Source organism: Micromonospora sp. LOL_014 (genome assembly GCF_048060245.1).
GTDB lineage: Bacteria > Actinomycetota > Actinomycetes > Mycobacteriales > Micromonosporaceae > Micromonospora_E.
On sequence record NZ_JBHMIP010000006.1, the window covers coordinates 165520 to 187374 of the forward strand.

Here is a 21855-nt window from a genome sequence, read left to right on the forward strand (position 1 = left end):
GGGCCGCTCGACCGCCCGCGCAGCACCGCTCCGTCCGGTAGCCGGACGCTGAACTTCTGAGGCCTGCCCACCGTCGTCACCGCCGCCGATGTCGCTGGCGGTCCCGACTTGGACGCACCCCGGTAGGTCGGATCTGGAACCAGCACGGTGAGAAGACTCGCAACTGCCTTCCCGACCGGCCAGTAGCACGCCACGCTGCAACCATGTCGTCACCGTCGTTCCCGATGCCGGACTCCCGGGCACCGCGTCCGTCCGGCCCGCCACCACCCGATCACCCCGGCCCGGCCGAGGCGCTGGCTGAGCTGCTGGCCGGCAATGAGCGCTTCGTCACCGGACGACCACGGCACGGTCACGACGTGTCGGCGGCTGCGGCCAGCGCGGCGCTCGGCGAGCAGCATCCGATCGCGTTCGTGCTCGGCTGCATCGACTCGCGGGTGCCGCTGGAGGCGATCTTCGATCAGAACTTCGGCTCGATCTGCGTCGGACGGTCCGGCGCTCAGGTGCTGGACCAGGCGATCGTCGGGTCGATCGAGTTCGCCGTCGGCGCGTTGGGTGTGCCGTTGGTCATCGTGCTCGGACACGAGCGGTGCGGAGCGGTGGCGTCGACCATCAGCGCGCAACGCACCGGCAGCCGCCCGGCCGGCAGCATCGGGTACCTGGTGGAGCAGATCGCTCCGGCGGTGACCGAGGTCGGTGTCGGGCACCCCGACGTGCAGCCCCTCGCAGTACGGGCCAATGTGCGGCGGACCGTGCATCGGCTGCGGCAGGTGGAGTTGCTCGCCGCGGCGCTCGCGGACGGGCGGATCGACGTCACCGGCGGGGTCTACGACCTCGGAAACGGTCAGGTGGAACTGCTCAACTGAGCAGCCACCGCCACCACCAGCGACGGAAACGGCCCCGCCGGGCGTGTCGCCCGGCGGGGCCGTCCAAGGTCCGGGTCGTCGCCGACCCGTCAGATCATGCTCAGGCCTCGAAGACCCCGGCCTCGACGAGCCGCTTCTCGGTCAGCTCCCAGCCGTGACCCGGGTGGGCGGCCGCCAGCGCGTTGATCTCCAACCGGATCTTCGCGGCGTGGCCGGCACCGGCCAGCGACCGGATCTCCTCCACGAACGCGTCCGAGTCGGTACGCAGGTGAGCGGTCTTCCCGTTGGTGAGGTTGCGGACATAGGCGTGCTTGCCGCCGTTGAGCGGGATCAGGTACTTGAACTCGCCGAGGACGCTCAGGGCACCACCCTGACCGGCCTGGCCGGCGCGGACTGACGCGCGCGCGGTCTTGGAGGTGTTGCTCGCCACGGGGGGACTCCCTTGCAGGACTGACGGTACGGACAGGACTGGTGGTACGGGCAAGTCTGGTGGTACGGGCAGGGCTGGCGGTGCGGCTGATCACACGAACGGGTTCGTTGGGTGTCGGGCATACGCCGCCCTCATCTTACCGGACGGCTGGCCGCAGATCGGCTCGGCCACCTTGCGCTCGGCCATGGTTTCCGGCCGACCAGCAGGGACAACGACGCACCCGGAGCCGGCATTCCCAGCGGCGGGGCGGACCCGAGGAGTCGGGCGGCGACAATTTCCGTGACCAGTTCGCCGATTAACTGGCGCACCACCCGTCACACCAGTCATCATTGGTCCCACCGCCCGGTGGTCGAGGTCGTAGGGGAAGACGCACCTCGCTCTCCGGGAGGTCACCGTGCCAACGCGTGGCGTCGTATACGTCCACTCGACCCCGCTCGCCGTGTGCCCTCACGTCGAATGGGCGATATCGCGCGTCCTTGTCGCGCCGGTAAACCTGCACTGGACCGCTCAGCCGCTTGATCCGAACGGCCGACGTGCCGAGTGCAGCTGGACCGGCCGGGCGGGGACCGGGGCCGAGCTGGCCGCTGCCCTACGACAGTGGCCGATGACCCGCTTCGAAGTCACCGAGGAACCCAGCCCGGGTGCCGACGGGGAGCGGTTCATGCACGTACCCGGTCGCGGCCTGTTCCGGGCCACCATCGGGGCGGCCGGGGACATCCAGCTCGGCGAGGACCGGATCCGGGCGATCATCGCGGCGTCGCCGGCTCCCGAAGCGGTCGCGCACGCCCTCGACAAGGCGATGGGCACCGCCTGGGACACCGAACTCGAGCCGTACCGGCACGCCGGTGAAGGAGCGCCGGTGACTTTGCTCACCCGGGTGGGCTGACCCGGTCACCGGGTGAGAGACCCGGCCGGGTGAGCCGGGCACGAACCTACGCCAGCCGGCCACGGGTTGCCGCCGCGACCGTAGCCTGATGGGATGGCCGGTGTGCTCCCCTCACCCCGCGTAACCATCGCCTCCGTTCTGCTGGCTATCCTCGGTGTCACCAGCGGCTGCGCCGGACCCGGCGACCGGCCTGAAGCCAGCACTCCCAGCAGTCCAAAAGGCCCTTCCGGCGAACCGAAAGCCAGCCCTGCAGCGTCGCCGGCCGCCCAGCTGACCGCGACTCTCAGTGACGAGGATCTGGTCGGTCAGGTGCTGATGCCGTACGCGTACGGAGCGTCCGCGACCGAGGTCTCGCCGGGGTCGGCGGCCGGTAACCAGCAGCTCGCCGGAGTCGACACCCCGGCTGAGATGATCGACCGTTACCGGGTCGGTGGCCTGATCCTGGTCGGCTTCTCGGCCGACGACCCGACCGGCAGCAACCAACCCACCACCAACGTCGACAGCACCACCCAGGTGCGGGAGCTGACCACCGGGCTGCAGGACGCCGCCGGGCGGTTGCCCGCCGCCGAGCTGCCCGACGGCGTCGGCGAGCTGCCGCTGCTGATCGGCACCGACCAGGAGTTCGGCATCGTCACCCGGATCAACCAGGGGGTGACGCTGCTGCCCAGCGCGATGGCAGCCGGTGCGGCCGGGCAGCCGGAGCTGACCGAGGCGGCCTGGCGGGCGGCCGGTACCGAACTCGCGGCGCTCGGCGTCAACGTCGACTTCGCGCCGGTAGCCGACGTCCTCGGGGTGAACAGCACGGTGATCGGCTCCCGGTCGTACGGCGCCGACCCGGACGCGGCAGCCGGACAGGTCGCCGCCGCCGTCCGCGGCCTGCAGGCGGCCGGCGTCGCGGCCACCCTCAAGCACTTCCCGGGGCATGGCCACACCGCTGTCGACTCCCACGGCGACCTGCCCGTGCTCGACCAGGACCGGACCGCTCTCGTCGCCGCCGACCTGCCGCCGTTCGTGGCCGGCATCGACGCCGGCGCCGGCCTGGTGATGTCCGGACACCTGGACGTCGCGGCGGTCGACCCGGGGGTGGCGGCGACGTTCTCCCGCAAGGTCCTCACCGACCTGCTCCGCGGCGAACTCGGCTTCGACGGGGTGGTGGTCACCGACGGGATGAACATGGCGCCGGCCCGCGTGTTGTCGCCCGGCGACGCGGCCGTCGCGGCGATCAACGCCGGGAACGACCTGATCCTCATGCCGCCGGACGTGACGGCCGCATACGAGGGTCTGCTCGCCGCGCTGCGCGACGGGTCACTGCCCCGGGCGCGACTTGTGCAGGCGGTCACCCGGGTGCTGACCCTCAAACAGCGGCTCGCCGAGGAGCCCACCCCGCCGATGACGGTGCTCGGTGCCGAAGACCACTACGCAGCCGCCCGGCGGTTGGCCGCCGCCGCCGTTACCCAGGTGCGTGGGAACTGCGCCGGGGTCGACGGGCCGGTGACCGTCACCGCCTCGGGTGGCCGGGAGCGTACCCGGGCGCTGTTGATCGAGGAGTTGCGCGCCGCCGGCGTCGAGGTGGTCGGCCAGGGCGGTACGGTCGTGCACCTGGTCGGCTACGGCGACGGCCCGTCCGACCTGAACGTCGACGCGGCGGTGACTGTTGCCATGGACACCCCGCACCTGCTTGCCGAGGCCCGGTCCGCGACGTTGCTGGCCACCTACTCCTCGAGCCCGGCGTCGATGTCCGCGCTGGCCGACGTACTGCGGGGTGCCGTACCGGCGCCCGGCCGGTTGCCGGTGCCAGTGTCCGCCCTGCCCGCCACCAGCTGCACCGGCTGACAACGCGCGTCGACCAGGCGCCAGCGGCGCTCCGGCCGTGGCGGGCCGGAGCGCCGCCGGCTGTCGTCGTGACCCGGTCGGCTATCAGACCCGGGTGAAGACGAGCGCGACGTTGTGCCCACCGAATCCGAACGAGTTGTTCAACGCGGCGGGTACGTCCATCGGTCGAGCCTTCTGCGCTGCCACGTCGAGGTCGAGCTGGTCGTCCGGGTCGTCCAGGTTGATTGTCGGCGGGACGACGCTGTCGCGGATCGCCAGGATGGTGGCGATCGACTCCAACGCGCCGGCCGCACCCAGCAGATGGCCGGACATCGACTTGGTCGCGGTCAGCACCGGGTGGTCGCCGATCGCTTCGCGTAGCGCCACCAGCTCGGCGAGGTCGCCGGCCGGGGTCGAGGTGGCGTGCGCGTTGACGTGCAGGATGTCGCCGCCGGATGCTCCGGCGTCGGCGAGGGCCAGCCGGATCGCCCGGGCCGCGCCGAGCCCTTCGGGGTGCGGCTGCACCATGTCGTACCCGTCGGAGGTGAGCCCGGCCCCGGCGAGCCGGGCGTACACCCGGGCGCCGCGGGCCGCCGCGTGCTCGGCCCGTTCCAGCACCACGACGCCGGCACCCTCACCGAGGACGAACCCGTCGCGGGCCTTGTCCCATGGTCGCGACGCCCGTTCCGGGTCGTCGTTGCGGGTGGACATGGCCCGCATCGCGGCGAAACCGGCGATCGGCAGGCCGTGCACCACGGCCTCGGTGCCGCCGGCCATCACCACGTCGGCCCGGCCGGCCCGGATCATGTCCAGGCCGAGCGCGATCGCCTCCGCGCCGGTCGCGCAGGCGCTGGCGACCGAGTGGACGCCGGCCTGCGCACCGAACTCCAACCCGACCCAGGCGGCCGGGCCGTTGGGCATCAGCATCGGTACGGTGTGCGGCGACACCCGTCGGGGCCCGGAGGCTTCCAGGATGTCGTCCTGGGCGAGCAGGGTGAGCGCGCCGCCGATGCCGGAACCGATGCTGACGCCGAGCCGTTCCCGGTCGACGCCGGCGTCGTCCAGCCCAGCGTCCGTCCACGCCTCACCTGCGGCGATCAGCGCGATCGCCTCGGATCGGTCCAGCCGGCGCAGCTTGACCCGGTCCAACCGTTCGGCGGGTTCGGACGCCAACTCGGCGGCGATCCGGACCGGCAGCTGCGCGGCCCAGTCGTGGGTGAGCTTGTCGACTCCGGACTTGCCGTTGAGCATGGCATCCCAGGTCGCCGCGACGTCCCCGCCGAGCGGGGTCGTCGCGCCGAGCCCGGTGACGACGACGTCGACCATCGTCACGCCTGCGTCTCGATGTAGGCGACCGCGTCGCCGACGGTCTTGAGGTTCTGCACCTCGTTGTCCGGGATCTTCACGCCGAACTTCTCCTCGGCGGCCACCACGACCTCGACCATGGAGAGCGAATCGACGTCCAGGTCATCGGTGAACGACTTGTCGCCGGCCACGTCGTCCGGGTTGACCCCGGCGACCTCTTCGAGGATCTCGGCGAGGCCGGCGGTGATCTCGTCACGGGTCATGGGTTTCTACTTTCCTCTCGGTTGAACCAATGATGCCTGCCGGATCGGCGGGCGGCCCGCTCCACCTCGGAGCGGGCGGTAGGAGCTTACGGGCAGCGGACGACCTGCCCGGCGTAGGTGAGTCCACCGCCGAAGCCGAACAGCAGCACCGGGGCGCCGGACGGGATCTCCCGCCGCTCGACCAGCTTCGACAGCGCCAACGGCACACTGGCCGCCGAGGTGTTTCCGGACTCGACGATGTCCTTGGCGACGACCGCGCCGGGCATCCCGAGCCGCTTGGCGATGCCGTCGATGATCCGGGCGTTTGCCTGGTGGGGGACGAAGGCGGCGATTTCCGTCGGGTCGACCCCGGCGCGCTCGCAGGCCTGCAGGGCCAACGGGGCGAGCGCGGTGGTCGCCCACCGGAACACCGACTGGCCCTCCTGCTCGATGTACGGCCGCCAACCCTCGATGCGTACCGCGTCGCTCTTGTCCGGAACCGAGCCCCAGACCACCGGTCCGATCCCGGCCGGCTCGTTGCCGCCGGTGGCGGTGACCACGGCGGCACCGGCGCCGTCGCCGAAGATGATGCAGGTGGAGCGGTCGGTCCAGTTGGTGAAATCGGAGAGCTTCTCCGCGCCGATGACGAGGGCGTTGCGTGCGGCACCGGCCCGTACGGCGTGGTCGACGGTGCCGAGCGCGTAGCTGAAGCCCGAGCAGGCGGTGTTGATGTCGTACGCGCCTGGGGCGGTGATGCCGAGCCGGGCCGCGACCCGGCAGGCGACGTTCGGGCTGCGGTCGATGGCGGTGCAGGTCGCTACCACCACCAGGTCGATGTCGACCGCGGTGAGGCCGGCGTTGGCCAGCGCCTTCTCGGCCGCCGCCGAGGCCATGTCGGCGACGGTCTCCGAGTCGGCGATCCGGCGGGTGACGATACCGACACGGTCCCGGATCCAGGCGTCGTCGGTCTCCACCAGTTGGGCGAGTTCGTCGTTGGTGACCACCCGGGAGGGCTGGTAGTGCCCGAGTGCCACGATCTGCGATCCGGTCATGGTTGCTGCCTTTCCCGGCGCGCTGTCGGGGCGCGCGCTCACAGTGCGGAACCGCTGATCCGGGCCAGCGGCTGGCCCGGTGCGACCGGGTCGTCGTGGTGGGCGAGCCATTCGGTGAGCACACCAGCGTCGTGTGCGGCGACCTCGACCGGACCCTGCCGGGTGGTGACGTGTCCGATGATCTGACCGGCGGTGAGCGGGTCGCCCTCGGCGAGTCCGGCAGCTGGTTCGAAGGTGCCGGCGCTGGCCGACACGACGATCCGGAACTGCCTGGTGGGCTCGTGGCTGGGGGCCATTCCGTGCCGGGCGATCAGGGCCCGCGCCGCAGGCAGGTCGTCCGGGGTCTTCAGGGTGACGATCTCCGGCACGCCGCGGTCCTTGAACTCCCGCTTGACCAGACCGGCGAGGGTGCCGGCCGGTGGCAGCTCCAGTATTCCGGTGACACCGAGGTCCGCCAGGGTGTGCATGCACAGATCCCAGCGCACCGGTGCGGTCACCTGCCGGACGAGGCGTTGCAGCAGTTCCCGGCCGTGGTCGACGGCCGCGCCATCCAGGTTGGACAGCAGAATTCGGGTGGGGTCGGCCGGGATGATCCCGGCGGCGACGCTCGCGAGCGCCTGCTCGGCCGGGGCCATGTACGGGGTGTGGAACGCCCCGGCTACCTGCAGCACCGCCACCCGGACCCGGGCCGGCGGCTCGGCGACGAACTTCTCCAGTTGGCCGGTGGCTCCGGCCACCACGATCTGACCGGCTCCGTTGTGGTTCGCCGGGTGCAGTCCGTGACGGTCGATCGCGGCCAGCACCTCGTCCCGGTCGCCGCCGAGCACGGCGGCCATCCCGGAGGGTTCCAGCGCGCAGGCGGCGGCCATCTCCCGGCCCCGGACCGCGGCCAGCGTGATGGCCGACTCGGCGGGCAGGACCCCGGCCAGCGACGCGGCGGCGAGTTCGCCGACGCTGTGACCGGCGACGACGGCGACGTCGTACAGCCCGCCCCGACGGTGCCCGGCCGGTGATCCGCCAGGCAGGTGTTCGGCGGCGAGCAGGGCCGCGGCGACCAGCAGCGGCTGGGTGCGAGCGGTGTCCTTGATCTCGTCGGCGTCGGCGGTGGTGCCGAGGTGCACCAGGTCGACCCCGGCGAGCGCGGACCACCACCGCAGGCGGGCCTCGGCGCCGGGCAGGTCGAGCCACGGGGTGAGGAAGCCGGGCTTCTGGGACCCCTGGCCGGGGGAGAGTACGGCGAGCACGGCTATGACTCTTCCTGATACCCACGGGTCACTTGGGTGCGCTGAGATACCAATCCGCACTACCGCCGTTGGAGGATTCCTACAAATATCGTCGGATGTGCACGTCTTTTGCCCGCAAATGTTGCTCGGAAGCGCGTTCAGTCAGGCGAGGTGCGCAGCAGCGGCGGGGGATCCAGCCGGCCGATCGCCAGGGCCATCTGCAGCGCGTACGCGTCGCGGGCGGCGAACGGCGACAGCCCGGTCACCTCACCGATGCGCCGCATCCGGTAACGCACCGTGTTCGGATGTACGAACAGTGCCCGCGCTGTCGCCTCCAGCACGGCCCCGGCGGCGAAGAACGCGTCCAGGGTCTCCAGCAGTTGCCCGCCGGCCCGGACCAGGGTTCCGTACACGTCGCGGCGCAGCCGACGGCGGGCCTCGGGATCACCGGCGAGGGCCCGCTCCGGCAGCAGATCGGTCGCCGCGACCGGGCGGGGCGCCGCCGGCCAGGCCGGCGCCGCTCGGTATCCGGCCAGCGCCGCCCGAGCCGACTCGGTCGCCTCGTCCAGGCTGGCCACCATCGGTCCGACCACCACCGGGCCGGCGCCGAACGCGCTCAGCAGCTTGCCGGTCGCCGCCGCGGGATCGGCCGCCCCGCCCAGCACCACCACCAGCCGGTCATTGTGCACGCCGCCGATCGTCTCCACCCCGATCCGCCGGGCGGCCCGGTAGACGATCTGCAGAACCGCGCTGACCTCGCCGCCCGGTGACCGCCCCACCACCACCGACACCGGCGAGGCATCGGTCCAGCCCAGCGCGGCGGCCCGGCTGGCCAGCACGTCCGACGAGTCGCCGCGCAGCAGCGCGTCGACCAGCAGCGCCTGCAGCCGGGCGTCCCAGGCGCCGCGCGACTCCGCCGCCCGCGCGTACACCCGGGCGGCGGCGAAGGCGATCTCCCGGGAGAACCGCAGCACCGCCTCGCGCAGCAGCGACTCCTCGCCGGTCGCGGCCAGGTGCGGCACCTGCGCCTCGACCACGTCGATGGTGACCTTGATCAGGGCGACAGTGTGCTGCAGGCTGATCGACCGGGCCAGCGCCCGCGGCGCCGCGGCGAAGACCTCGTCGGAGACCTCCTGCGGGCTCCCGTTCGCGCCGCCACCGTCGCGCAGCCACTCCACCAGGGACCGCACCCCGGCCTGGGCGATCACCATCACCCAGGAACGCTGGTCGGCGGGCAGCTCCCGGAACCAGGGCAGGGTCTCGTCCATCCGGGCCACGCTCGCGGTCGCCAGTGCCCCGGCCGACCGCTCGATACGACGCAGGGTCGCGGTGAGCCCGGCGTCGTTGCGCTTGGTCGCCACCCCGTCAGGGTGTCACGGCCAGCGGGCACGCCCGCGCCGGCCGTGCCAACATGTGCTGATGATCGCCCGTCCGCCGCTGGTCGTACCGCTGCTGGCCCTGCTCGTCCTCGCGGCGCTGACCACCGGTCTGGTGGTGGCTCCCGCGTTGGTCGCCCGACTGGACGCCCCGGTGACCGACGGGCTGCGGGCCTACGCCGCCGACCGGCCGACGCTGGTGGCGGTCCTGCGGGCCGCCACCGATCTGGCGGCGACGCTGTCGTTCCTGGCCGTCGGAGTCGCCGCGACCACCCTGTTCGCACTGCGCCGGGACCGGCCCCGGGCCTGGTTCTGCGCGACGGTGACCGTCGCGGCCCCGGTCAGCTGGCAACTGGGGCAGTGGCTGCTGCACCGGCCCCGCCCGGCGGACGGCTTCGTGACGATCGCCGCCAACGGCTTCCCCAGCGGGCACACCACCAACGCCGCGGCTGCGGCGTTCGCGGTCGTCCTGCTGGTCTGGCCCGGGGTACGGCGTACCGGGCGGTTGCTGGTGGCGGTGCTCGCCGGAGCTGGCGCGCTGTTCATCGCGGCGACCCGGCTGGTGCTGCTCGCGCACTGGCCGGTCGACGTGATCGGCGGCGCCTTGGCGGCGGTGACGGTGGTGGCGCTGGCTGCCCGCCTCTGGTCACCACGGGCGGGGGGGCCGGCGGCGGCCGGCCTGGTACCTGGCAAGGTGTCGTCTCGGGACGGCTCGTGCGAGGTGAGGAGTTCGTGATGGCGTACCTGGGGGCTGGCCACAGCGGCGGCGTCGAGCGGGACCATCCGGGGGAGCGGGACCAACCGTCACCCGGTCGGACGTTGACCGGGCAGGGAACCGGCCGGGGCGGCCCGGCCGACCCGCGGCCGCCGTCGACCTGCTGCGCGGGGCAACGGGGCTGGGCGAGCGCGCACCGTCACCTCGGGGTCCGGCCGAACTCCCGGGTGGTACGTCGGGAACGCCCGCCGCACCGCTGGTGCTGACACGGCCCGGCCGGTCACCTGCACGGCCCGGCCGGTCACCTGCACGGCCCGGCCGGTCACCTGGTCCGGCGGCGTACCAGCAGGGCGATCCCCGCGATACCCAGGGTGATGCCGACTACCACGGCGGCGTTGAGCATCATGACCTGTCGCAGGTCGGTGAGCATCTTGTCGATGTCCTCACCTGGGTTGAGCGCGTCCTCCGGGATCACCCGTTCACCGCCGCCGATGCCACCGCTGATGCTGTCCGGGCGGGCCGGCAGCGGTGCGCCGGCCGCCCGCAGCGTCTCGGACATCGTCAGCCGGCCGAAGAACCAGCCGGCCGTGGTCTTGCCGTCACCGGGCTGCTCCGCCGGTCGGAACGCGCGCGGGCCACCCTCGGCCAGCGGATACAGCTCGTAGGTGCGGTGTGGCTCGTCCGCCACCATGACCACGACCAGGTACTTCGGGCCGAGGTCACCCGGCTCCGGGGAACTGGTCTGACCCGGTCCGGTGAGCCAGCTGACCTGGCTCAGCACGGCCGCGAACAACTCGGCGTCGGCGTCGGCGTGCACGGCGAGCGGCTCCGGCAGGTCGTCACCTTCGATGGTGACGGTCGTTGGTGCAGGTGGTGCCGCGTACACCCGGTTCGCCGACAAAATGGACGTGCCGAATGCCAGGAGCAGCGCACCGGCCGCTAAGAGACGGCTGGCTGCCCGCTGTCCCATGGTCAACTCCCTCGCCCCGCGGAGGTCAGGTCCCTAGTCGATGTGCTCACTACCCGATGGCTGCCCGACGTAATCAGCGGCGGGCGGGGGCGCGGACCCTCACTGTGAGAGACTCCGCATGACCCTGGACGGTTGCACCCGCTGGACGGATTTTTCGGGAACTATCGACGACCGGTGACCGACCAACCAGGGAGGTCGGCCGATGGCGGCCCGGTACGTTGTCTGGCGACCGATCGTATCGGGCGATCGCAACAGGTGGGGGACAGGGTGGTACGCGTACCAGGGGTGTTGCTCGCGGTGTTCGTCGGGATGCTCGCGGTGCTGCTCGGGGCAGCACCGGCCCAGGCGCACAACGTGCTGACTGGGAGCGATCCGGCTGACGGCGCGGAGCTTGCGCAGGCACCCGAGACGGTCCGCCTCACCTTTCTGGCCAATCTCAACCAGGAGCAGACCGAACTGAGTGTGACCGGTCCGGACGGCGCTGCGGCGTCCACCGGGGCGCCCGTAGTGGACGGCAAGGCGGTGAGCGTGCCGTTCCGTCCCGGACCCGTCGGCGAATACACAGTGGACTACAATGTGTTGTCTACTGATGGGCACTGGGTCAAAGGCACACTTGCCTTCACTTTGACGGTCGGTGTCGAGCCGACCGCTGATCCGTCACCGACCGGGGTGCCCAGCCCCACCGCCGCCGAACCGACACCGGAGGTGACCCCGGCGCCGACGCCGCAGGCGACCAGCTCCACCGAGTCGACGCCCTGGTGGCCGTGGCTGGTCGGTGCCGTCGTCCTGCTGGTCGCCGTGGCGGCCGGAGCGTTCTTCGTCCGCCGCCGTAGCACCTGACCTGACCGTCGCAGCGTCAGTCGAGCCGGGCGCGCGCGTCGCGCAGCCGACGCAACGTGCGCTCCGGCCCGAGGACTTCCAGCGACTCGAACAGCGGTAGCCCGACGGATCGGCCGGTCACCGCGACCCGTACCGGTGCCTGGGCCTTGCCGAGTTTGAGGCCACGACCGGCGCCGACCTGCTCCAGGGCCGCCTTCAACGGCTCGGCGGACCAGTCCGGCAGCGCCGCGAACGCGGCGATCGTCGCGTCCAGCAGGTCGGCCGAGCCGTCCTTCATCGCCTTTGCCCACGCGGCGTCGTCGATCACCGGGACGTCGAGGAAGAGGAAATCGACGTTGGCGACGATCTCGCTGAGTACGGCGATCCTGGTCTGAGCGAGCGGGGCGACCGCCGCGAACGTCGTCGGGTCGTAGTCGGTCGCCCGCCACGGCGGCGGCGCGATACCGCTGCCGGTCGGCGCCGGTGCCGACGGAGTCCCGGTCAGCCAGGGCTGGCAGGCAGCGATGAAGTCTTCGACCGGCAGCGCCCGGATGTACTCGCCGTTGAAGGCGCGTAGCTTTCGCTCGTCGAAGAACGCCGGGGACGGGTTCACCCCCTCCAGCCGGAACTCTTCCTCGATCACCGACCAGGGCACGATCTCCCGGTCGTTGCTCGGCGCCCAGCCGAGCAGCATCAGATAGTTGCGCATCGCGTCGGCGAGGTACCCCTCGTCGCGGTACGCCTCCAGCGCCACCTTGTCGCGGCGCTTGGACAGCTTCTGGCGTTTCTCGTTGACGACCACCGGTACGTGCGCCCAGACCGGTGGCTTGACCCCGAGTGCTGCCCAGAGCAGTTGCTGTTTCGGGGTGTTCGGCAGGTGCTCCTCGGCGCGGATCACATGGGTGATCCCCTGGGAGATGTCGTCGACCACGTTGGCCAGCAGGAAGACCGGTGAGCCGTCGCCCCGGGCGATGACGAAGTCCTCGATCAACTGGTTCTCGAACGTCGGCTCGCCGCGGATCAGGTCGACGACCGTGGTGCTGCCGGTGTCCGGAGTGCGGAACCGCAGGGCCCGTCCAGCACCGGCGTCGAGACCCCGGTCGCGGCAGAACCCGTCGTACCCGCGGTACTCGCTGCCGGTGCGGGCCTGCACGTCGGCGCGGGCGCAGTCGCAGTAGTAGGCACGCCCGGACTGGTGCAGCCGGTCGGCCGCCGCGCGGTGCTCGCCGGCGTTGGTCGACTGGAAGTACGGCCCCTCGTACGAACCACGACGGATGCCGATCCAGTCCAGCGCGCTGAGGATCCCCTCGATCCACTCGGGGCGGTTGCGGGCCGCATCGGTGTCCTCCACCCGAAGTACGAACACGCCCCCGTGCTGCTTGGCGTAGATCCAGTTCTGCAGTGCTGACCGGGCACCGCCGACATGGAACATACCGGTGGGGGATGGGGCGAAGCGTACGCGTACCGTCACGGCCCCAGCCTACGGGCGGCCGATCCCCGCCCGACGGCCAGGTCCGGTCACTGCCGTTGGCTCCGGTCGGCCCCGGTCGGCGTGCGGCGGTCGCGGTGCCGGCCGGGCGAACAGCGAAGTCTGCACCTTTTGTGGAGAATGTGATTTAGGCTGCGCCTGTCAGGACGAGCAGGCAGAGACAGGCAGGCAGATGATCCTCATCGAACGCAGCGGACGGGCGGAGGCCCCGATCGACACCGTCTGGGAGGTGGTCGGGCAGGCCGCGTTGCTGGCGGACTGGCTCGCCGGCGTCCGCCAGGCCGAGGTGATCGGCGGCGACATCCGCCGGATGCGGGTGCACACCTCGGACGGCGCCGCCGCGGACGCCGAGGTCATCGAGTTCCAGCCGCCCAAGCTGATCGCCTGGCGGGAACGCGCCGCCGGCCCCGGCCTGCGAGCCGAGGCCCGTACCGAGGTGCAGGTCGAACTCACCCCGGAGGGGGACGGCACCGCCGTGCGGTTGACCGTCGTACGGTGGCCGGCCGGCCAGGTCAGCGCGACCCTGCTGCGACTCGGCAAGCACCGGGTCGGTGCCGACCTGGAGACCTCCCTGGGGCGCCTGTCCGACCTGGCCGCCGCCCGGCACGCCGCCAGCGCCGGCGACCGGACCAACATCTGCTGACCGACCCGACCGCGCGAACGGGCCCCGGCGGTCACCCGCCAGGGCCCGTCGGCCGTGGTCGGCCGTGGATCGATCAGGAGTCGCCGCCGGTCTCCCCGACCGGAGCGGCGTTGACGTCGTCGATCGCGTACTTCTTGGCGGCGCCAGCCGGCACCTCGGCCGGCACCTCGCCGCGCAACGCCAACTGCCGCAACGTCGCCACGGCCACCGACTCGGCGTCGACATGGAAGTGGCGCCGCAACGCGTGCCGGGTGTCCGACAACCCGAACCCGTCGGTGCCCAGCGAGGTGTAGTCGCCCGGAATCCACCGGGCGATCAGATCCGGCACCGCCCGCATCCAGTCGCTGACCGCGACCACCGACTGCGGTGCGTCGGCCAGCGCCGTGCGTACATGCGGAACCCGCGTCTCACCGCCCAGGTTGAGCAGGTTGTGCTCCTCGCAGGCCACCGCGTCCCGACGCAGCTCGGTCCAGGAGGTCACCGACCACACGTCGGCGGCCACCCCCCAGTCCTCGGCGAGCAGCTGCTGCGCCTTGAGCGCCCACTGCATACCGGTGCCGGAGGCGAGGATCGTCGCCCGGGGCGCTTCGCCGCCGTCGGCCCGGCTCACCTGCGGTGCCGCCGCGTACCGGTAGAGCCCCTTGAGCAGGCCCTCCACGTCGAGCCCGTCCGGCTGAGCCGGCTGCACGATCGGCTCGTTGTACACCGTCAGGTAGTAGAAGATGTTCTCCGGCGACTCTCCGTACATCCGGTGCAGGCCGTTCTCCACGATGTGGGCGATCTCGAACGCGAACGCCGGGTCGTAGGCGACCACCGCCGGGTTGCTTGCGGCGAGCAGCTGCGAATGACCGTCCTCGTGCTGCAGGCCCTCGCCGTTGAGCGTGGTCCGCCCGGCGGTGGCCCCGAGGACGAAGCCGCGGGCCATCTGGTCGGCCGCCGCCCAGAACGCGTCACCGGTGCGCTGGAAGCCGAACATCGAGTAGAAGATGTACAGCGGGATCATCGGCTCGTCGTGGGTGGCGTACGACGTGCCGGCGGCGGTGAACGACGCCACCGACCCGGCCTCGTTGATCCCCTCGTGCAGGATCTGCCCGGCGGTCGACTCCTTGTACGACAGGAACAGCTCCCGGTCCACCGCGGTGTACTTCTGCCCGTGCGGTGAGTAGATCTTATGCGTCGGGAACAGCGAGTCCATGCCGAACGTCCGCGCCTCGTCCGGGATGATCGGCACCCACCGCTTGCCGAACTCGCGGTCCTTCATGATGTCCTTGAGTAGCCGGACGAAGGCCATCGTGGTGGCGACCTTCTGCTTGCCGGAGCCGCGTTTGACGTCACTGAACCGCTCACTGCCCGGCACCGCCAGCGGGCGGGCGGCGGTGCGCCGGGTCGGCACGTACCCGCCGAGGGCCTTGCGGCGCTCCTGCAGGTAGGTCATTTCCGGGGAATCGTCGGCCGGGCGCAGGTACGGCGGGAGGTACGGGTTGGCTTCCAACTGCTCGTCCGGCACGTCCAGGTAGAGCCGGTCCCGGAAGGTCTTCAGGTCGTCCAGGGTCAGCTTCTTCATCTGGTGGGTGGCGTTGCGGCCCTCGAAGTGCTCGCCGAGCGTCCAGCCCTTGATCGTCTTGGCCAGGATCACCGTCGGCTGGCCGGTGTGCTCGGTCGCTGCCTTGTACGCCGCGTACAGCTTGCGGTAGTCGTGTCCGCCGCGCTTGAGGTTCCAGATCTCGTCGTCGGACAGCCCTTCGACCATCTTGCGGGTACGCGGGTCGCGGCCGAAGAAGTGCTCCCGTACGTACGCGCCGGACTCGGCCTTGTAGGTCTGGTAGTCGCCGTCCGGCGTGGTGTTCATCAGGTTGACCAGCGCGCCGTCGGTGTCCGCGGCGAGTAGCGGATCCCACTCCCGACCCCAGACGACCTTGATCACATTCCAGCCGGCACCCCGGAAGAACGCCTCCAGCTCCTGCATCACCTTGCCGTTACCGCGCACCGGGCCGTCTAGCCGCTGCAGGTTGCAGTTGATCACGAAGGTGAGGTTGTCCAGCTCCTCGCGGGCGGCCACCCCGATCGCGCCGAGCGACTCCGGCTCGTCCATCTCACCGTCGCCGAGGAACGCCCACACATGCTGGTCGGAGGTGTCCTTGATGCCCCGGTGCTGCAGGTACCGGTTGAACCGGGCCTGGTAGATGGCGTTGATCGCGCCGAGGCCCATCGAGACGGTGGGGAACTCCCAGAAGTCCGGCATCAGTCGCGGGTGCGGGTACGACGGCAGGCCGCCGCCGAGCCCGGCGTGCGACAGCTCCTGCCGGAAGCCGTCGAGGCGCTGCTCCGACAGCCGGCCCTCGACGAAGGCGCGGGCGTACATGCCGGGGGAGGCGTGCCCCTGGAAGAAGATGTGGTCACCGCCGCCGGGGTGCTGCTTGCCACGGAAGAAGTGATTCATCCCCACCTCGTAGAGGGACGCCGCGCTGGCGTACGTGGAGATGTGGCCACCGACGCCTATCTCCGGCCGCTGCGCGCGGTGCACCAGCACCGCGGCGTTCCACCGGATGTACGCGCGGATCCGCCGCTCGATCATCTCGTCGCCGGGGAACCAGGGTTCGCGTTCCGGCGGAATCGTGTTGATGTAGTCGGTGGTGGTCAGTGGCGGCACCCCGACCTGACGCTCCCGAGCCCGTTCGAGCAGGCGCAGCATGACGTAGCGGGCGCGTTTGGCGCCGCGTTCGTCGATCACTCCGTCGAGTGACTCGACCCATTCGCTGGTTTCTTCAGGGTCGATGTCCGGAAGCTGGCTCGGCAGGCCGTCGCTGATCACCGGGCGCTTGCGTTCCGTGGCCACAGGCGTTCCCTCAGTTGTGTGTGGGATAGGTCTCTGCTGACCATCCTGCCCCCTGGAGGCCGGTTGCGTCACGTGCGGTCGCCATAGAGGCGATCTGGGACACAGGTACCAGACGGTAACTTCGACCGGCTCCGGGCAGCGCGGGTCAGCCGGCGAGGAAGGAGAACCGGACCTTGCGGTCGGCGTTGTCCCCGTTCGGGTCGACCAGACAGACCGACTGCCAGGTGCCGAGAGCGAGCCGGCCGTCGAGCACCGGCAACGTCGCGTACGGGGCGACGAACGCCGGCAGCACATGGTCCCGGCCGTGCCCGGGCGAGCCGTGCCGGTGCTGCCAGCGGTCGTCGGTGGGCAGCAGCTGGTCCAGGGCGGTGAGCAGATCGTCGTCGGAGCCAGCACCGGTCTCGATGATCGCGATGCCGGCGGTGGCGTGCGGTACGAACACGTGCAGCAGCCCGTCGCCGCGTCCGGCGACGAACCGCCCCGCCTCGGCGGTGATGTCGCGCACCACGGGCCGGGAGCCGGTCCGGATGGAGATCACGTCGGAGTCCATGCCTGCCAGTGTGGCAGCCGGGTCGGTCCGGCCGGGTGGGCACGGCAGGTGCCGCATCCACCCGACCGGCCAGCCGGCGGAATCCTCACACGGCGATGTCGCGGCGGGTGAAGCGCCAGGTGCCGACTGCGACGCAGACCGCGGCGAAGCCGGCGAGCAGCAGTACGCCGCCGACCTGCACCCCGTTCACCAGCGGATCGCCGGCGAGGTACCAGTGGAACGGGGAGACGTGGCGGGCCCACGCCAACGCGTCGACCTGGGGCAGGACGGCGTTGGCGAGGTAGCCGAGCACGGCGACCGCCGCGCCGCCGCCGAGCGCCGTCGCCCGGCTGCCGGTAGCGGCCCCCACGCCGTACGCCAGGGCGGCGAACGCGGTGCCGAACAGCACCAGATGCAGGGTCATCGCGGCCAGCGCAGCGACCCCGACGGCGGTGAACTCGGCCGGACCACGGATCGCCACCAGCGCCAGCCACAGCAGCGCCCCGGTGAGCACCAGTCCGACCACCAGCGCGGCGAACCGCTGGAGCGCGGCCCGCGCCCGGCTGACCGGGTGGGCGAGCAGCAGGTCCAGCGACCCGGCCTCCTCGTCACCGGCGATCGCCCGGGCCCCGGCGGCGATCCCGAACACTGCAACGAGCAGGGGGATGAGCAGCCCGTAGACGGCGCTGCCGAGATAGCCGGCAGGGCTGGTGACGTCGTCGAAGTTGAGTACCTCCAGCATCCCTTCCGGATACGCGGCCAGCGCATCCGCCATCTCCGGTGTCTGCATGGTCGGCCAGAACGCGGCGTACATGGTGCCGACCGCTGCGATCGACACCGCCCAGCCCAGCATGGACCGGCGGTTGTCGCGCAGCGCTTTGGTGAACGGGTTACGCAGCAACACCGTCGGTCTCCGTCCGCTCGTAGTAGGTGAAAAAGAGGTCCTCCAGGTCGGGCTCCTCGGCCAGGAAACTGACGACGGTGTGCCGGCTCGCCGCCTTGATCAGCGGATCGGCTCGCCCGTCGAGCCGGCAACTGAGCCGGTTGTCGCGCACCACGACGTCGCTGAGCCCGGGAACCATCGCGAACTCGTCGACCGGCGCCGGTGCGTCGAAGACGATCTCGATCCGGCGTACCGCTCGTTCCCGTAGGTCCTCGACCCGTTCGACGGTGATCAGCCGGCCGTCGCGGATGATGCCGACCCGGTCGGCGGTCTGCTGCACCTCGCTCATCACGTGCGATGACATGAAGACGGTCTGCCCGGCGGCCTTAGCCTCACGGACCATCGCGACGAACTCCTGCTGGAGGAAGGGGTCCAGACCGCTGGTCGGCTCGTCGAGGATGAGCAGCTCGGGGGAGTGCATGAAGGCCTGCACGACGCCGACCTTCTGCCGGTTGCCCTTGGACAACCCTTTGATCCGCCGACCGAGGTCGAGGTCGAGCCGGTCGGCCAGCTCTGCGATCCGGGCCTTCGGCACGCCGCCGCGCAGGTTACCCAGGTAGGTGAGGAGTTCGTGGCCGGTCTGCCGGCCGTCCACGATGAAGTCGCCGGCCAGGTAGCCGATCCGTCGGCGGAGCGGGACACCGTCGGCGTGCGGGTCGAGCCCCAGCACCCGCACGGTGCCGCTGGTCGGGCGGATCAGATCCAGCAGCAGCCGGATGGTGGTGGACTTGCCGGCCCCGTTGGGGCCGAGGAACCCGTACACCTCGGCGGTCTCGACCTGTAGGTCGAGACCGGTAAGGCCGCGGTTACGGCCGTAGGTCTTGATCAACTGCTCGGTACGGATGGCCGGGTCAGCCATCGGACCTCGCCTCCTTGACTCGGGTTGTCGACGCTGCGCCTCGAAGCGTTTGACGATCAACGGCTGTGACGATCAACGGCTGTGACGATCAACGGTTGTTACGATCAACGGTTGTTACGAACGTTCAGAACGTACTGAACCTTATGCTATCCGCCGCCCGCAAGTGACCCCCCTGGCGGCGCGGCTGCGCTGCCGTGTCCAAGCCGCGCCTGGCGGCGCGGCTGCGCTGCCGTTTGCCGGGCTGCCGCGTAGCATCGCGACCATGACCTCCCCGGCCACCAGCGGCGCTGCAGTCTGCCCCGACCCGGCCCAGTGGCGGCCCGTCCGCCGCCCGGTGGCCGCGCCTGGCGGGCGTCGGTAATGCTGTCCGACGTGACCACCCCGCAGGACCTCGACGAACGGTTCCGCACCGCGGTCGCCGCGATGGACACCGCGCCGGACCGACGGGCACCCGAACAACCGGTACGCGACGGCACCCTGCTCACCGGGCAGTCCGCGCTGGCGCTGTTCGACGCCCAACTCACCAGCCGCCATCTCGACCTGGCCAAACGCTGGCTGCGCAGCTTCGGAGAAGGTTTCTACACACTCGGCTCGTCCGGCCACGAGGGCAACGCGGCGCTGGCCGCTGCCGTCCGGGTGACCGACCCGGCGCTACTGCACTACCGGTCCGGTGGCTTCTACTGCGCCCGGCTCGCCCAGGCCGGCCTCGCCGCCGGCCACGAGCCCGGCGTCGAGCCGGGCCTTCGCTCCGACGCGGCCGACCCCGTGGCCGGCACCGACGCTTGCGCACCCGGCACCGACCCGGTCACCGACGCCGCCTGGGACGTGTTGCGCGGCGCCGTCGCCTCCGCCTCCGACCCGACCACCGGCGGCCGGGGCAAGGTGTTCGGCAACACCGCGATCAACGTCGTGCCCACCGCCGGCACCGCCGGCGGGCACCTGCCCCGGGCGGTCGGGACCGCGCTCGGCATCGACCAGATGCGCCGGATGGTGCCGACCGTCCGGCAACGTCAACCAGGGCTGGCCCGGTCAGCCGCAGTCGGCCGGCCGTACCTGGAACCCCGGCTGCCCTGGCCGGACGACGCCATCGTGGTCTGCAGCTTCGGCGACGCGGCAGTTAACCACGCCGCCGCCACGTCGGCGTTCAACACCGCCGGCTGGGCCGACCACGCGGGGCTGTCCACGCCGGTGCTGTTCGTCTGCGAGGACAACGGACTGGGCGGCAGCGTACGGTCGCCGGACGGCTGGGTCGCCGAGACGCTGCGCTGCCGACCAGGACTGCGGTACTTCGCCGCCGACGGGTGCGACCTGGCGGCCACCTACGACGTCGCCGCCGAGGCTGCCGCCTGGGTCCGCGAGCACCGCCGGCCGGCGGTGCTGCACCTGTCCACCGTCCGGCTGATGGGGCACAGTGGCGTCGACGTCGAATCGGCGTACCGGTCGGCCGAGGAGATCGACCGCGACGTCGCCCGAGACCCGCTGGTCGGCAGCGCGCGGTTGCTGGTCGCCGCCGGCCTGGCCAGCCCCGACGAGATCATTTCCCGGTACGACGAAGTCGGCTGGCAGGTGCGCAAGGTCGCCGAGGAGGTCATCGGGGAGGCCAAGCTCGACACCGCCGGACAGGTCGTGGCCACTCTCGCCCCGCGCCGGCCGATCCGGGTCGCCCGGGTGGTCGCCGACACCGGTGCCCGCGCGGCCGGAGCGGCGGCCACCACCCGCGCCACCACCCTCGGCACCCGGCTGCCGGAGGAACGCGGGCCAATGACCCTGGCCCAGACGATCACCGCAGCGCTCGCCGACGGTTTACTGGCGTACCCGGCGATGACCGTGTTCGGTGCGGACGTCGCCGTCAAGGGCGGCGTGTACGGCGTCACCGCCGGGCTGCAGGATCGGTTCGGCGTCCACCGCGTCTTCGACACCACCGGCGACGGCACCACGATCCTCGGCATTGGACTCGGCGCCGGACTGGCCGGTCAGTTGCCGGTACCGGAGATCCAGTACCTGAGCCACCTGCACAGCGCCGAGGACCAGCTGCGCGGTGAGGCCGCCGCGCTGCAGTTCCTCTCCCGGGGCGGCTACCGCAACCCGATGGTGCTGCGGGTGCCCGGTCTGGCCTACCAGGAGAGCCTCGGCGGACATCTCTACAACGACAACTCGCTTGCGGTGCTGCGCGACATCCCCGGCCTGGTGCTGGCCGTGCCGGCCCGGGCCGACGACGCCGCCGGGCTGCTGCGGTCCTGCCTGGCCAGCGCGGCGGTCGACGGCAGTGTGTGCGTCTTCCTGGAGCCCGTCGCCCTCTACGACACCCGTGACCTGCACAGTCCGGATGACGGACTGTGGCTGGCACCGTACACCCCGCCAGGGGAGTGGGGCGCCCGGCACATCCCGGTCGGCCGGGCCCGCAGCTACTCCGTCGGCAGCGGCGAGGACCTGACGGTGATCACCTTCGGCAACGGCGTACGGATGTCGTTGCGAGTCGCGGCCCGGCTGGCCGCCGAAGGGGCCGGCTGCCGGGTCGTCGACCTGCGCTGGCTCATGCCGCTGCCGGTGGCCGACATCATCCGCGAGGCGACGGCGACCGGCCGGGTGCTGGTGGTCGACGAGACCCGCCGCTCCGGCGGGGTCGGTGAGGGGGTGCTGGCAGCGCTGGTCGAAGCCGGGTACGTCGGAGCCGCTGCCCGGATAGCGGCATTGGACACCTACGTCCCCCTCGGCCCGGTCGCCAACCAGGTGCTGGTCGGCGAAGATGCCATCACCCAGGGTGCCCGAGCGCTGCTGGCACGGTAAATTCCGGTGAACTCGGTGCGCCACTTGCGCCGGGCGGCACAACTGTGTGAACTACCCGCTATCGGTGTCCGACGGA

General features: G+C 71.5%; 20 protein-coding genes. 8 read left to right on the forward strand and 12 right to left on the reverse strand.

Annotation, left to right across the window (positions count from 1 at the left end; all coding sequences use genetic code 11):
• The first annotated feature begins 203 nt into the window (after window positions 1–203).
• Window positions 204–863 carry a carbonic anhydrase gene (locus tag ACFHW1_RS07750; protein ID WP_416615141.1) on the forward strand — a complete coding sequence of 220 codons (660 nt, stop codon included), beginning with the start codon at window positions 204–206 and terminating at the stop codon, window positions 861–863.
• A gap of 100 nt (window positions 864–963) precedes the next feature.
• Here ACFHW1_RS07750 and ACFHW1_RS07755 read toward each other — a convergent pair whose 3' ends face one another.
• On the reverse strand, window positions 964–1293 hold the full coding sequence (locus ACFHW1_RS07755; RefSeq protein ID WP_278170518.1) for a hypothetical protein: 330 nt from the start codon (window positions 1291–1293) through the stop codon (window positions 964–966).
• 394 nt (window positions 1294–1687) lie between these two features.
• Here ACFHW1_RS07755 and ACFHW1_RS07760 point away from each other — a divergent pair, with 394 nt between their 5' ends.
• Window positions 1688–2179 (forward strand): DUF3145 domain-containing protein, encoded by a 492-nt coding sequence (locus ACFHW1_RS07760; RefSeq protein ID WP_416556304.1) that lies wholly within the window; start codon window positions 1688–1690, stop codon window positions 2177–2179.
• A 93-nt stretch (window positions 2180–2272) separates the two neighbouring features.
• Entirely contained in the window at window positions 2273–4012 is a 1740-nt protein-coding gene (locus ACFHW1_RS07765) for a glycoside hydrolase family 3 protein (protein ID WP_416556305.1), read from the forward strand.
• Between the two features lie 84 nt (window positions 4013–4096).
• Here ACFHW1_RS07765 and fabF read toward each other — a convergent pair whose 3' ends face one another.
• The 5 genes from fabF to ACFHW1_RS07790 all read right to left on the reverse strand — a co-directional run bounded on the left by fabF (window position 4097) and on the right by ACFHW1_RS07790 (window position 9174).
• Window positions 4097–5323: a beta-ketoacyl-ACP synthase II gene (gene fabF / locus ACFHW1_RS07770; protein ID WP_416615143.1), complete on the reverse strand. Its 1227-nt coding sequence runs from the start codon at window positions 5321–5323 to the stop codon at window positions 4097–4099.
• Entirely contained in the window at window positions 5320–5559 is a 240-nt protein-coding gene (locus ACFHW1_RS07775; protein WP_123602866.1) for an acyl carrier protein, read from the reverse strand. The genes fabF and ACFHW1_RS07775 overlap by 4 nt, the downstream gene beginning before the upstream one ends.
• 86 nt (window positions 5560–5645) lie before the next feature.
• Complete coding sequence (locus tag ACFHW1_RS07780; protein ID WP_416556307.1) at window positions 5646–6590, reverse strand: beta-ketoacyl-ACP synthase III; 945 nt, start codon at window positions 6588–6590, stop codon at window positions 5646–5648.
• 38 nt (window positions 6591–6628) lie between these two features.
• Window positions 6629–7834: an acyltransferase domain-containing protein gene (locus ACFHW1_RS07785; protein ID WP_416556308.1), complete on the reverse strand. Its 1206-nt coding sequence runs from the start codon at window positions 7832–7834 to the stop codon at window positions 6629–6631.
• A gap of 137 nt (window positions 7835–7971) precedes the next feature.
• Window positions 7972–9174, reverse strand: coding sequence for a PucR family transcriptional regulator (locus tag ACFHW1_RS07790; protein WP_416556309.1), 1203 nt, complete (start codon window positions 9172–9174; stop codon window positions 7972–7974).
• A 58-nt stretch (window positions 9175–9232) separates the two neighbouring features.
• Here ACFHW1_RS07790 and ACFHW1_RS07795 point away from each other — a divergent pair, with 58 nt between their 5' ends.
• A complete protein-coding gene (locus tag ACFHW1_RS07795; protein ID WP_416567519.1) occupies window positions 9233–9925 on the forward strand; it encodes a phosphatase PAP2 family protein in 693 nt (230 codons plus the stop codon).
• The gene (locus ACFHW1_RS07800; protein WP_416556311.1) at window positions 9925–10170 is read left to right on the forward strand and encodes a hypothetical protein; all 246 of its coding nucleotides are present in this window, start codon (window positions 9925–9927) and stop codon (window positions 10168–10170) included. Before ACFHW1_RS07795 ends, ACFHW1_RS07800 begins: the two co-directional genes overlap by 1 nt.
• 56 nt (window positions 10171–10226) lie before the next feature.
• Here ACFHW1_RS07800 and ACFHW1_RS07805 read toward each other — a convergent pair whose 3' ends face one another.
• Entirely contained in the window at window positions 10227–10874 is a 648-nt protein-coding gene (locus ACFHW1_RS07805; protein ID WP_278170509.1) for a hypothetical protein, read from the reverse strand.
• A 267-nt stretch (window positions 10875–11141) separates the two neighbouring features.
• Between ACFHW1_RS07805 and ACFHW1_RS07810 the strand changes: the two genes are divergently transcribed.
• Window positions 11142–11714 (forward strand): copper resistance CopC family protein, encoded by a 573-nt coding sequence (locus ACFHW1_RS07810; protein ID WP_416556312.1) that lies wholly within the window; start codon window positions 11142–11144, stop codon window positions 11712–11714.
• Window positions 11715–11730: 16 nt separating this feature from the next.
• Here ACFHW1_RS07810 and gltX read toward each other — a convergent pair whose 3' ends face one another.
• Window positions 11731–13164: a glutamate--tRNA ligase gene (gene gltX / locus ACFHW1_RS07815; RefSeq protein ID WP_416556313.1), complete on the reverse strand. Its 1434-nt coding sequence runs from the start codon at window positions 13162–13164 to the stop codon at window positions 11731–11733.
• Window positions 13165–13354: 190 nt separating this feature from the next.
• Between gltX and ACFHW1_RS07820 the strand changes: the two genes are divergently transcribed.
• On the forward strand, window positions 13355–13825 hold the full coding sequence (locus tag ACFHW1_RS07820; RefSeq protein WP_416556314.1) for an SRPBCC family protein: 471 nt from the start codon (window positions 13355–13357) through the stop codon (window positions 13823–13825).
• Window positions 13826–13898: 73 nt separating this feature from the next.
• Here ACFHW1_RS07820 and aceE read toward each other — a convergent pair whose 3' ends face one another.
• From aceE to ACFHW1_RS07840, 4 genes are all read right to left on the reverse strand, one after another.
• A complete protein-coding gene (aceE, locus tag ACFHW1_RS07825; RefSeq protein ID WP_416556315.1) occupies window positions 13899–16661 on the reverse strand; it encodes a pyruvate dehydrogenase (acetyl-transferring), homodimeric type in 2763 nt (920 codons plus the stop codon).
• A gap of 145 nt (window positions 16662–16806) precedes the next feature.
• Window positions 16807–17211 carry a YjbQ family protein gene (locus ACFHW1_RS07830; RefSeq protein ID WP_199757666.1) on the reverse strand — a complete coding sequence of 135 codons (405 nt, stop codon included), beginning with the start codon at window positions 17209–17211 and terminating at the stop codon, window positions 16807–16809.
• 85 nt (window positions 17212–17296) lie between these two features.
• Complete coding sequence (locus ACFHW1_RS07835) at window positions 17297–18094, reverse strand: ABC transporter permease subunit (protein ID WP_416556316.1); 798 nt, start codon at window positions 18092–18094, stop codon at window positions 17297–17299.
• A complete protein-coding gene (locus ACFHW1_RS07840) occupies window positions 18081–18992 on the reverse strand; it encodes an ATP-binding cassette domain-containing protein (protein ID WP_416556317.1) in 912 nt (303 codons plus the stop codon). The genes ACFHW1_RS07835 and ACFHW1_RS07840 overlap by 14 nt, the downstream gene beginning before the upstream one ends.
• Before the next feature lie 423 nt (window positions 18993–19415).
• Between ACFHW1_RS07840 and ACFHW1_RS07845 the strand changes: the two genes are divergently transcribed.
• On the forward strand, window positions 19416–21779 hold the full coding sequence (locus ACFHW1_RS07845; protein ID WP_416556357.1) for a transketolase C-terminal domain-containing protein: 2364 nt from the start codon (window positions 19416–19418) through the stop codon (window positions 21777–21779).
• The last annotated feature ends 76 nt before the right edge of the window (window positions 21780–21855 follow it).

What these genes read in the sequence shown, in the direction of transcription:
- ACFHW1_RS07750 (WP_416615141.1), top strand. Translation starts at nt 204, where the DNA reads ATGTCGTCACCGTCGTTCCCGATGCCGGACTCCCGGGCACCGCGTCCG.
- ACFHW1_RS07765 (WP_416556305.1), top strand. Translation starts at nt 2,273, where the DNA reads ATGGCCGGTGTGCTCCCCTCACCCCGCGTAACCATCGCCTCCGTTCTG.
- ACFHW1_RS07775 (WP_123602866.1), bottom strand. Translation starts at nt 5,559, where the DNA reads ATGACCCGTGACGAGATCACCGCCGGCCTCGCCGAGATCCTCGAAGAG.
- ACFHW1_RS07780 (WP_416556307.1), bottom strand. Translation starts at nt 6,590, where the DNA reads ATGACCGGATCGCAGATCGTGGCACTCGGGCACTACCAGCCCTCCCGG.
- ACFHW1_RS07795 (WP_416567519.1), top strand. Translation starts at nt 9,233, where the DNA reads ATGATCGCCCGTCCGCCGCTGGTCGTACCGCTGCTGGCCCTGCTCGTC.
- ACFHW1_RS07800 (WP_416556311.1), top strand. Translation starts at nt 9,925, where the DNA reads ATGGCGTACCTGGGGGCTGGCCACAGCGGCGGCGTCGAGCGGGACCAT.
- ACFHW1_RS07805 (WP_278170509.1), bottom strand. Translation starts at nt 10,874, where the DNA reads ATGGGACAGCGGGCAGCCAGCCGTCTCTTAGCGGCCGGTGCGCTGCTC.
- ACFHW1_RS07820 (WP_416556314.1), top strand. Translation starts at nt 13,355, where the DNA reads ATGATCCTCATCGAACGCAGCGGACGGGCGGAGGCCCCGATCGACACC.
- ACFHW1_RS07830 (WP_199757666.1), bottom strand. Translation starts at nt 17,211, where the DNA reads ATGGACTCCGACGTGATCTCCATCCGGACCGGCTCCCGGCCCGTGGTG.
- ACFHW1_RS07840 (WP_416556317.1), bottom strand. Translation starts at nt 18,992, where the DNA reads ATGGCTGACCCGGCCATCCGTACCGAGCAGTTGATCAAGACCTACGGC.
- ACFHW1_RS07845 (WP_416556357.1), top strand. Translation starts at nt 19,416, where the DNA reads ATGGACACCGCGCCGGACCGACGGGCACCCGAACAACCGGTACGCGAC.